Here is a 9,563-nt window from a genome sequence, read left to right as displayed (position 1 = left end):
GCCGCCGCGTCCGCGACGAAGTCGCCAGCGGCGGTCGCGCAAACGCGAGCCACAAGGGGGCCGCGAACACGCCGCGACGAAGTCGCGGCAATCAGACAGAGCTACGCTCTCGCACATGAGTGATACGACCTTGTGGGAGTACGCGACCGTGCCGCTGCTGACGCATGCGACGAAGCAGATTCTCGATCAGTGGGGAGCCGACGGCTGGGAGCTGGTCACCGTGCTGCCCGGCCCTACCGGTGAGCAGCACGTCGCCTATCTCAAGCGGCCCAAGTAGCGGAGGAGGGTGACGCAGTGACCCAGTGGGAGAAGAACCTCGCCGAGCTCGGAATCACCCTGCCCCCGGTCGTGGCACCGGTCGCGGCCTATATTCCCGCGATCCGCACCGGGTCGCTCGTCTATACCTCCGGTCAGCTGCCGTTCGTGAACGGCGAGCTGTCGGCGGTCGGCAAGGTCGGCGCGGAGGTTTCGGTGGAGGCGGCCAAGGAAGCGGCCCGGCTGTGCGCGCTCAACGCCTTGGCCGCGGTGCACGACCTGGTCGGGCTGGACGCGGTGGTTCGGATCGTCAAGGTGGTCGGATTCGTGGCTTCGGCACCCGGATTCGGCGATCAGCCGGTGGTGATCAACGGTGCGTCGGAGTTCCTCGGTCAGGTCTTCGGTGACGCGGGCAAGCACGCGCGCTCGGCCGTCGGCGTCTCCGAACTTCCCCGGAATACTCCGGTCGAAGTCGAACTGATCGCCGAGGTGCGCTAGACCGGAACAGTCGGCTCCGTTTCTATCCGAGGTTTTGCGATGACGTTGACACACCCCGCCTACGGGCAGCTCCGACAGGTCACCGAGACGGCGGCGGTGCTGCTCGCCGACAATCCGGGACAGATGACCCTGGAGGGAACCAACACCTGGATCCTGCGGGCGGCGGGCCGGTCGGACTGTGTGGTGGTGGACCCGGGTCCGAAGGACGAGTCGCACAGCGCCGCGATCGCCGAGGCCACCGGTGGCCGGGTCGCTCTCACCTTGATCACCCACCACCACCACGACCACACCGGCGGGATCGATCATCTGGTCGAACTGACCGGGACATCCGTGCGCGCCAAGGATTCCGGCTTTCTGCGCGGCTCGGCTGCCGCCTTCGCCGACGGCGAGGTGATCGAGGCCGCGGGCCTGCGGATCACCGTGCTGGAAACGCCGGGCCACACCGACGACTCGGTGAGTTTCGTCCTCGATGACGCGGTGCTGACCGGCGACACCATCCTCGGCGCTGGCACCACCGTGCTCGGGTCGGGCAGTGGTGCGCTGGCCGACTATCTGTCCTCGCTGGACCGGCTGCTGGAAGCGGGCAAGGGCAAGGCGTTGCTGCCCGCGCACGGCCCGGATCATCCGGATCTCGAGCCGGTGGCCCGTTACTACATCACCCACCGGCACGAGCGCCTCGGCCAGGTGCGGGAAGCGTTGCGGGTGCTCGGCTCGGATGCGGACGCGATGGCGGTCGTACGGCGCGTGTACGCCGATGTGGACGAGCGGCTGTGGCCCGCGGCGCGCAGTTCGGTGCAGGCGCAGCTGGACTACCTGCGCGTGCACGGCTGACGGGAACAACGGAACGCCGGGTTCAGTGGAGCGCTGAACCCGGCGTTCGTCGTTCGGGGCGTGTTACCGGGCGCGGCGGGCCAGGCGCTCGGAGTCGGAGATGAGCACGCTCTTGCCCTCCAGCCGCAGCCAGCCGCGATGCGCGAAGTCGGCGAGCGCCTTGTTCACGGTCTCGCGGGAGGCGCCGACCAGCTGGGCGATCTCCTCCTGGGTCAGGTCGTGGGTGACCCGCAGCGCGCCGGCTTCCTGCGTGCCGAAGCGCTGTGCGAGCTGCAACAGCGCCTTGGCGACGCGGCCGGGCACGTCGGTGAAGATCAGATCGGCCAGGTTGTTGTTGGTCCGGCGCAGGCGGCGGGCGAGGACGCGGAGCAGTTGCTCGGCGATCTCGGGGCGCTGGTCGATCCAGGTCTTGAGGGCGTCGCGGTCCATCGTCACCGCGCGCACCTCGGTCACCGTGGTGGCGGTGGAAGTGCGCGGACCTGGGTCGAAGATGGACAGCTCGCCGAACATGTCGGACGGGCCCATGATGGTCAGCAGATTCTCGCGCCCATCGGGCGAACGGCGTCCGATCTTCACCTTGCCGGACGTGATGATGTACAGCCGGTCACCCGGCTCACCCTCGTTGAAGATGACATGACCGCGCGGGAAATCCACCGGCTGAAGTTGCTTGGCGAGGGCGGCCACCGCAGTGGGCTCGACGCCCTGGAAGATGCCTGCTCTGGCGAGGGCCTCGTCCACGAATGTGCTCCTTAGGGAAATGGCTCTGTACCGGACCGAAGCGACTCGGCCAACAGCGCAGTCTACGCGGCGTCACTACAGCGTAGTGACGGACACCACGTAACGAGTGGATTGCGCGACACTTGCGCCGCGTCAGCTGGCGCGGGCCACGTCCATCTCATCGCCGCGGGAGCGGCGCTTGCGCATCCGGGCGACGGCGGCGGGCAGACCGAGTTTGGTCAGCTCCTTCACCTCGGCGTTGCTTGCCTTGTCCAGGTACTGCTGAACCTCTTCGTCGGGTTCGAGAAGCTTGCGGAGCCGGTTCTCGACCCGCTCCATACCCAGTGCGAACAGCATCAGCACCACTGGGAAGAGCACCACAGCGAGTCCTTGCATGACGAGCAGTAAACACGGTCGAGGTCTCAGATGGAACACGGCAACTGAACTGGAAGGACAACGTTGTCTGCCGATTCCGTATGGTGGACGCGTGCGCGTCTCCCCCTCCACCGCCTCCGGGAACGGGCTTCCGCCCGGCTCCGACCCCTCCGGAACGCCGCCGGTCGCCGCCGCGGCTCCGAATCGGAAAACCAGGGCACGACAGGCGGAAACCCGGCTCGGGCTGGTCCGCCGCGCGCGCCGGATGAACCGTGAACTGGCGACCGCCTTCCCCGACGCGCACTGCGAGCTGGATTTCACCACACCGCTGGAATTGGCGGTGGCGACAATACTTTCGGCACAATGCACCGACGAGCGCGTGAATCTCACCACGCCCGCGGTGTTCGCCCGTTACCCGGACGCGCGGGCCTACGCCGAGGCAAATCGCGCGGAGCTGGAGGAATACATCCGGCCGACCGGGTTCTACCGGAACAAGACCTCCTCCCTGATCGGACTCGGCCAAGCGCTGCTGGAACGTCACGACGGTGAATTGCCTCACACCCTGACCGAACTGGTCCAGCTCCCCGGCATCGGACGCAAGACCGCCAACGTCATCCTCGGTAACGCGTTCGGGGTCCCCGGCATCACGGTCGACACCCATTTCGGTCGCCTGGTGCGCCGGTGGGGATGGACCGACGAGGAGGACCCGGTCAAAGTCGAGCACATCGTCGGCGCGCTGATCGAGCGCAAGGAATGGACGATGCTGTCGCACCGGGTGATCTTCCACGGACGGCGCGTCTGCCATTCCCGCAAGCCGGCGTGCGGTGCGTGCGTCCTGGTCAAAGACTGTCCGTCGTTCGGGATCGGGCCGACCGATCCGGAGGCCGCGGCCAAGTTGGTGAAGGGGCCGGAGCGGGAGCATCTGCTCGAGCTGGTGGGCCGGTGAGTTCTGAGCCCTCGGGCCGAAGGAGTGCGGGACATGCGTGGCGCTGGGCACTTGCCGGTCTGATCGTCGTGGTCGCGCTGGCGGTCGCGGTGTGGCCGCGCGGCGACGACCGGAGCGAGGAGCAACCCCAGGCTCCCGTTGCCTCCGGCGTCTCCGATGACCTGCGCGCCGCCACCCATCTGTCCGACTGCCCGAGCGGCGCGGCCCCCGGCAACGGTCCGCTGGCCGGGATAACGCTGGGATGTCTGGCGGACGGCGAACCGGTCGACCTGGCCGCCGCGCTGGCGGGCAAGCCCGCCCTGCTGAATCTCTGGGCCTACTGGTGCGCACCGTGCGCCAGAGAGTTGCCGTATTTGCAGCAATACGCCCAACGCGCCGGAAACGCGATTACGGTGCTGACCGTGCACAGCGACCCTGATGAGGCCAAGGCACTGTCCCGTTTGCGCGGACTGGACGTGAGATTGCCCGGCGTGCTCGACGCCGACGCGCGAGTGCGCACAGTCGTCGGCGCCCCCTCTGTGCTGCCGATCTCGGTGCTTGTGCGTGCCGACGGCTCGATAGCCGACGTCGAGGTGCGCGCTTTCGACGGGGTGGATGACATCGCGAATACCGTCGCGGGCAAGCTCGGAGTGGCCGCATGACGATGCGGGTGGACGAATCAATGGTGGAGGTGACGGTGCGGGCGTGCACGCGGGTCGGTGGGCGAATGCGCGGGGGAGGTGCGCGATGACCATCGAAATGCCCCCCGGCATCCCGAACTGGCTGACCCGCTCGGCCGAACCGGCCCTCGACAGCGCCGACACCGCGACCAGGGCGCGTGCGCTGCGCCGCGCCATGACCGTGACCTCGAAGCCGCGTCAAGCGGCGGTGCTCGTGCTGTTCGGCGGCTCGCCGGAGCCCGACCCGGACGCCCCCGGCGGTCTGCCCGCCGACGCGGAGGTGCTGCTCACCCAGCGCGCCTCCACCCTGCGTCAGCATCGCGGCCAGGTGGCCTTCCCCGGTGGCGCCGCGGACCCGGGCGATGCCGGGCCGATCGATACCGCGCTGCGGGAGGCGTGCGAGGAAACCGGCCTCGACCGTTCCGGCGTGGAACCGTTCGCGGTACAACCCAAGCTGTTCGTGCCGGTCTCTCGTTTCGACGTGACGCCGGTGCTCGCGTACTGGCGTACGCCGGGTGCGGTGCAGGTGGTCGACCGGAGCGAGACCGAGCGGGTCGTGCGCGTGCCGCTCGCGCAGTTGCTGGATCCGGCCAACCGCTTCCTGGTTCGCAGCCCGCTCGGTTATCAGAGCCCGGCGTTCCAGGTGGACGGGATGCTGGTCTGGGGCCTCACCGGCGGCATCCTCGCCGGGATCAGCAAGGCCGCGGGCTGGGATCGCGAGTGGGACCACGCGGACGTCCGTGATCTGCAGACCGCACTCGCCGCCGTGGGGATGACGTTATGAGTTCGTCGGCCTGGCTCGACATCGCCGTCGTGCTACTGGCCCTGCTCGCCGCTTCTTCGGGCTGGCGGCAGGGCGCGGTGGCCTCCGCGCTCGCCTTCCTCGGCGTGGTGCTCGGCGCGGTCGCGGGCATCCTGATCGCGCCGCACATCCTGGTGCACGTCGACGAGGGCCGCACCAGGGTGCTCACCGGCGTGCTGCTCATCGTGGTGCTGGTGATCGTCGGTGAAGTCGCGGGCATGGTGCTCGGGCGCGCGGCGCGCAGCGGCATGCGTCATCCGTTCACGCGCAGCGTGGACAGCGTGGTCGGCGCGGGGCTGCAGGCGGTCGCCGTGCTGGTCACCGCGTGGTTGCTGGCACTGCCGCTGGCCACCTCGTCGCAGCCGGCCATCGCGACCGCGATCAACGGCTCGCGGGTGCTGGCCGACGTCAACGACGTCGCGCCGAACTGGCTGCGCAAGCTGCCCAACGAATTCTCCAAGCTGCTCAACACCTCCGGTCTGCCGGACGTGATCGGGCCGTTCGGGCGGGCGCCGATCGCCGCGGTGGAACCACCGGATCCGAGCGTGCTGGCCAGCCCGGTCGCCGCCTCGCTGCAGCAGAGCGTGCTGCGGATCCGCGGTGTCGCGCCGAGTTGCCAGCGGGCGCTGGAGGGCTCGGGCTTCGTGATCGCCCCGGAGCGCGTGATGACCAACGCTCACGTCGTCGCGGGCACGACGAGCGTCGACGTGGACACCGCCTACGGCTCGCTGCCCGCTTCGGTGGTGCTGTTCGACCCGTTCACCGATGTCGCGGTGCTCTCGGTACCCGGACTCACCGCTCCGGTCGTGCCGCAGGCGCCGTCGCCCGCGCGTACCGGCGACAGCGCCATCGTGCTCGGCTACCCGGGCGGTGGCCGGTACACCGCGAGCGCGGCCCGGATCCGCGAGACCCTGGATCTGACCGGCCCGAACATCTATCGCGACGGAACGGTGAAGCGTGAGGTGTACACCGTCCGCGGGCTCGTCCAGGCGGGCAATTCCGGTGGGCCGCTGGTGGATACCGAAGGGCAGGTGCTCGGGGTCGTCTTCGGCGCCGCGGTGACCGACAACGACACCGGTTATGTGCTGACGCTCAACGAAGTCCGCTCCGAACTCGAAGCTTCGCAGCGTTCCGATGGGCCGGTGGCCACGGGGGCATGTGTGCTGAGCTGATCCGCGACGCGGGTCGGCCGTACCACCGGAACGGAGCCGTGGTATCCCGATGTCGCGGAACTCGTTCCGCCGCAGGGCTTGGTCGCGACTTGGGCAGGCGGAAGCGCGGGATCGGTGTGGGTACGCGCTTCCATCGAACCGAGACCCGGCCGCGAACCCGTGGCAGGGCCGGAACGCGAAGCGTTCAGCCGAGGAGTTTGGCCAGTTCCTTCGTCACGGCGTCCGGGTTCTCCTGGTGGGCGAAGTGCCCGGCCGCCGGGATACCGGCCAGCCGCCGCTCCGGCGAGAGATGGAGGTCGCGGCGGAAGGTTCCCGGCAGTACGTACGGGTCCAGCTCGCCGCGCATGGCCAGGACGGGGATGCGGATGGGTTGGCGCATGGTCGCCATGAACCGGCGGCCGTCCGGACGCCACTGGCTGCGGAAGGCCCAGCGCTGGTACTCCAGTGCGCAATGCGCGGCGCCGGGGATCCGGATCGCCGACCGCATCCGCTGTGCGGTGTCGACGAATTCGGCGGTGTTCGCCCAACCCGCGCTGACCCGTTGGCGCAGCAGCCGTTCCACTTCGAAGCCGTCGGCGGTGGTCAGCAAGTGCTCGCCGTACCAGGGGAGCTGGTAGCGAAGGAAGTTCGGCAGCCAGGCCGCCCGCTGGCGGCGGTTGCGCAGCACGGAACTCTTCAACGCCGACGGATGCGGCGAGCCCACCAGCGCGATCGAGCGAACCAAGCGCGGATGCAGCACCGCCGTCGTCCAGCAGACCAGACCGCCCTCGGCGTGCCCGGCGAGCGTCGCCTCGGTGTAGCCCAGCGCTCGGATCAGCCCGGCGACGTCACCGGCGAGCGTCCAGCCGTCGTAACCGCGCGGCGGCTTGTCGCTGTCGCCGTAGCCGCGCAGGTCGACGGCCACGGTGCGGTAGCCGAGCTCGGCCAGGCCGGTCAGTTGGTGCCGCCAGGACCACCAGAAGTCGCCGAATCCGTGCAGCAACACGACCAGCGGTGCGTCGGACCGTTCGGGCGCCGCGTCCACGACGTGGAAGCGGATGCCGTTGGCGTGCACGTCCCGATGCGTCCACGGTCCGTCGTAACGGACGCTGGACGGATCCGGGAGCAAGTTCGCCGACACGCCGATCGAGCCTAGTAGCCGCCGTACCGGCTCGCGCACGCGCGCCTAGGAAGTCTGCTTCTCCAGGGCGAGGCGGTCCTCGTGCGCGGCCGCGCCCAAGCCGTGCGGCAGCACCGTGCGCGCCTGCTTGAGCGAATCGATCGTCTTCTCCGGCGCGCGCAGTTTCTTCACCCGCCGGTAGCCGAGGAACGCCAGTACCGCGGTGGCGACGACCATGAGCAGGAAGACGATCAGGAAGGCCGCCCAGCGCGCCAGCCACACGTCGAGCAGTTCGCCGAGGAAGAAGAAAAAGAAGAACGTGCTGAACAGCAGCACGGTGAGCGCGAGGATGAAGTAGACGCTGCCCTGCAGGCCCTTCTTGATCTCGCCGGTGACCTCGGCCTTGGCCAGTTCGACCTCGGCGCGGACCAGGGTCGACATCTGCTCGGCGGCGTCGCGCACCAGCGTCCCGAAACTGGCGTTGCCGAGCGGATCGGCATCCGTGAGGGGAATGGAGGTGACCGTACGACCGCGCTCCGCGTCGCTCCCGTTACCGCCGTGGTTGAAACTCACTTGGTCGACCCTTCTCCCTGTCCCGGCACTGCTTCAACTCCCGTTCGATCGGCGGTGCTCCCGGTGCCCTCCGTGGTCACGCAGGCTACCGCCTCCGGGCGGATCGCTCGCGCCGCCGTATTGTTCACGTTGTAGCGCACGGGCGTCCCGCCGAGCCTGGTGGACACGCCCACGCCGCAACAGTAGCGCCGAACCGGCGAGCGACGCCGCCATTGATGTCACCAACACAGCGGCCTTCGCCAACTCGACGGCCGACCCGTCCGCGACATCGGCGAGGGCGAGTTCCGCCACGAGAAGGCTAACCGTGAAGCCGATCGCGCCGAGCACCGAGAGGGCGAACATGTCCCGCCAGCCGAGTCCGCTGGGCCGCGTCGCGACGCCCAACCGGATTGCCACCCAGCTCATCCCGAAAATCCCGAGCGGTTTGCCCACCAGCAGGCCGAGAATCACGGCCAGCGCGAGCCGGTCGGTGAACAACTCACCGAAGACCGTGGGATTCAACGGGACTCCGGAGGCGAACAGAGCGAACAGCGGAACGCACAACCCGGCGGAGACCGGCTGGAAGATGTGCTCGAGCCGGGTGGCGGGCGCTTCGGATTCACCGGGATCCGCACGCACCCGGGTGAGCAGGCCGAGGGCGACGCCCGCCAGGGTGGGATGGATGCCCGCCTCGTGTAGCGCGTACCAGGACACCAACGCAAGCGGCACGTAGAGCAACGGAGTGCGGATTCGCGCGCGTTGCCCCGATGCCCACCCGGCGAAGCACCCGGCGGCGACGAGCAGCCACAGCAGCGACACCGTCGTGGTGAACAGCACCGCGATCAGGACGATGGCCATCAGGTCGTCGACCACGGCCAGGCTGAGGAGGAAGACCCGCGCGCCCGTGGGGATGCGTGAACCGGTCAGCGCCAGGACGGCGAGCGCGAACGCGATGTCGGTGGCGACGGGGATGGCCCAGCCGCGGTCCATGCCGGGGATCCCGAACCCGACCACCGCCGCGATCAGCGCGGGCGTCACCACACCGCCGATCGCCGCGATGACCGGCAGAGTGGCGCGTCTGCGGTCGGCGAGTTCGCCGACGACCAGTTCGCGTTTGAGCTCCAGGCCTGCGACGAAGAAGAACACCGCGAGCAGACCGTCCTCGGTCCACTCGGCCAGGGTCAGTTCCAGATGCAGCGGCGGTATCGCGACGACCGTCTCGGTGATCGTTTGATAACTGGCTCCCCACGGCGAGTTCACCCACAGCAATGCTCCGGCCGCCGCGATCAGGAGGAGTGCGCCTCCGAAGGTTTCCGTGCGGAGGTAGCGGGACAGTTCCGAGCGCACTCGCGTGATCACGGGAAACCTTTCGGCCGGTGGTCGGGCGGCGCGGCCGCGGCACCCACCGGCGTCGGCTGAAGGGGTGCGCGACCACTCGCCGACCAGACTTCCCGGCACACCTGACGCAATCTTAACGGGTGCGGCCGGTACCGGGTCCCGGCACCGGCCGCGCTCAGCGCTGTGTGATCAGCCCTTGCCCGCCCGGATCGCCTCGAAGACGCTCGGGTCGACGAGGGTGGAGGTGTCGCCGAGTTCGCGTCCTTCGGCGACGTCGCGCAGGAGTCGGCGCATGATTTTGCCGCTGCGGGTTTTGGGG

The 9,563-nt window shown here is 69.1% G+C and carries 12 protein-coding genes; 7 read left to right on the top strand and 5 right to left on the bottom strand.

The window, feature by feature from the left end:
• Window positions 1-115: 115 nt before the first annotated feature.
• Genes ACFV2O_RS36570 through ACFV2O_RS36560 form a run of 3 tightly spaced genes read left to right on the top strand, consistent with a single transcriptional unit; the run spans window position 116 to window position 1,584 of the window.
• A complete protein-coding gene (locus ACFV2O_RS36570) occupies window positions 116-277 on the top strand; it encodes a DUF4177 domain-containing protein (RefSeq protein WP_085994820.1) in 162 nt (53 codons plus the stop codon).
• A gap of 17 nt (window positions 278-294) precedes the next feature.
• Window positions 295-753 carry a RidA family protein gene (locus ACFV2O_RS36565; protein ID WP_355078678.1) on the top strand — a complete coding sequence of 153 codons (459 nt, stop codon included), beginning with the start codon at window positions 295-297 and terminating at the stop codon, window positions 751-753.
• Between the two features lie 39 nt (window positions 754-792).
• Window positions 793-1,584 (top strand): MBL fold metallo-hydrolase, encoded by a 792-nt coding sequence (locus ACFV2O_RS36560; protein ID WP_379256331.1) that lies wholly within the window; start codon window positions 793-795, stop codon window positions 1,582-1,584.
• 63 nt (window positions 1,585-1,647) lie between these two features.
• On the opposite strand, the gene ACFV2O_RS36555 is transcribed toward ACFV2O_RS36560, so the two are convergent.
• Together ACFV2O_RS36555 and ACFV2O_RS36550 are read right to left on the bottom strand one after the other, a co-directional pair.
• Window positions 1,648-2,322: a Crp/Fnr family transcriptional regulator gene (locus tag ACFV2O_RS36555; protein WP_039794544.1), complete on the bottom strand. Its 675-nt coding sequence runs from the start codon at window positions 2,320-2,322 to the stop codon at window positions 1,648-1,650.
• 132 nt (window positions 2,323-2,454) lie between these two features.
• Entirely contained in the window at window positions 2,455-2,697 is a 243-nt protein-coding gene (locus ACFV2O_RS36550) for a hypothetical protein (RefSeq protein WP_067799616.1), read from the bottom strand.
• 223 nt (window positions 2,698-2,920) lie between these two features.
• On the opposite strand from ACFV2O_RS36550, the gene nth reads away from it, so the two are divergent.
• The 4 genes from nth to ACFV2O_RS36530 all read left to right on the top strand — a co-directional run bounded on the left by nth (window position 2,921) and on the right by ACFV2O_RS36530 (window position 6,255).
• Window positions 2,921-3,622, top strand: a complete 702-nt coding sequence (gene nth / locus ACFV2O_RS36545) for an endonuclease III (protein ID WP_355078736.1) — start codon at window positions 2,921-2,923, stop codon at window positions 3,620-3,622.
• Window positions 3,619-4,263 carry a TlpA family protein disulfide reductase gene (locus ACFV2O_RS36540; RefSeq protein ID WP_379256329.1) on the top strand — a complete coding sequence of 215 codons (645 nt, stop codon included), beginning with the start codon at window positions 3,619-3,621 and terminating at the stop codon, window positions 4,261-4,263. Before nth ends, ACFV2O_RS36540 begins: the two co-directional genes overlap by 4 nt.
• A gap of 85 nt (window positions 4,264-4,348) precedes the next feature.
• Window positions 4,349-5,065, top strand: a complete 717-nt coding sequence (locus ACFV2O_RS36535) for a CoA pyrophosphatase (protein WP_355078675.1) — start codon at window positions 4,349-4,351, stop codon at window positions 5,063-5,065.
• Window positions 5,062-6,255, top strand: coding sequence for a MarP family serine protease (locus ACFV2O_RS36530; protein ID WP_355078674.1), 1,194 nt, complete (start codon window positions 5,062-5,064; stop codon window positions 6,253-6,255). Before ACFV2O_RS36535 ends, ACFV2O_RS36530 begins: the two co-directional genes overlap by 4 nt.
• A gap of 184 nt (window positions 6,256-6,439) precedes the next feature.
• Here the strand turns inward: ACFV2O_RS36530 and ACFV2O_RS36525 are convergent, their stop codons facing one another.
• The 3 genes from ACFV2O_RS36525 to nhaA are packed head-to-tail and all read right to left on the bottom strand — an operon-like array spanning window position 6,440 to window position 9,265.
• Complete coding sequence (locus ACFV2O_RS36525) at window positions 6,440-7,375, bottom strand: alpha/beta fold hydrolase (protein WP_379256328.1); 936 nt, start codon at window positions 7,373-7,375, stop codon at window positions 6,440-6,442.
• 45 nt (window positions 7,376-7,420) lie between these two features.
• The gene (locus ACFV2O_RS36520) at window positions 7,421-7,927 is read right to left on the bottom strand and encodes a phage holin family protein (RefSeq protein WP_356963459.1); all 507 of its coding nucleotides are present in this window, start codon (window positions 7,925-7,927) and stop codon (window positions 7,421-7,423) included.
• A 33-nt stretch (window positions 7,928-7,960) separates the two neighbouring features.
• Window positions 7,961-9,265: a Na+/H+ antiporter NhaA gene (nhaA, locus tag ACFV2O_RS36515; RefSeq protein ID WP_379256327.1), complete on the bottom strand. Its 1,305-nt coding sequence runs from the start codon at window positions 9,263-9,265 to the stop codon at window positions 7,961-7,963.
• Window positions 9,266-9,563: the final 298 nt, after the last annotated feature.

Source organism: Nocardia sp. NPDC059691, assembly GCF_042733915.1.
GTDB classification, from domain to species: Bacteria; Actinomycetota; Actinomycetes; order Mycobacteriales; family Mycobacteriaceae; genus Nocardia; species Nocardia sichangensis.
The sequence above is the reverse complement of the archived record's forward strand: the minus strand, read 5'-3'. Positions and strand labels throughout refer to the sequence as shown.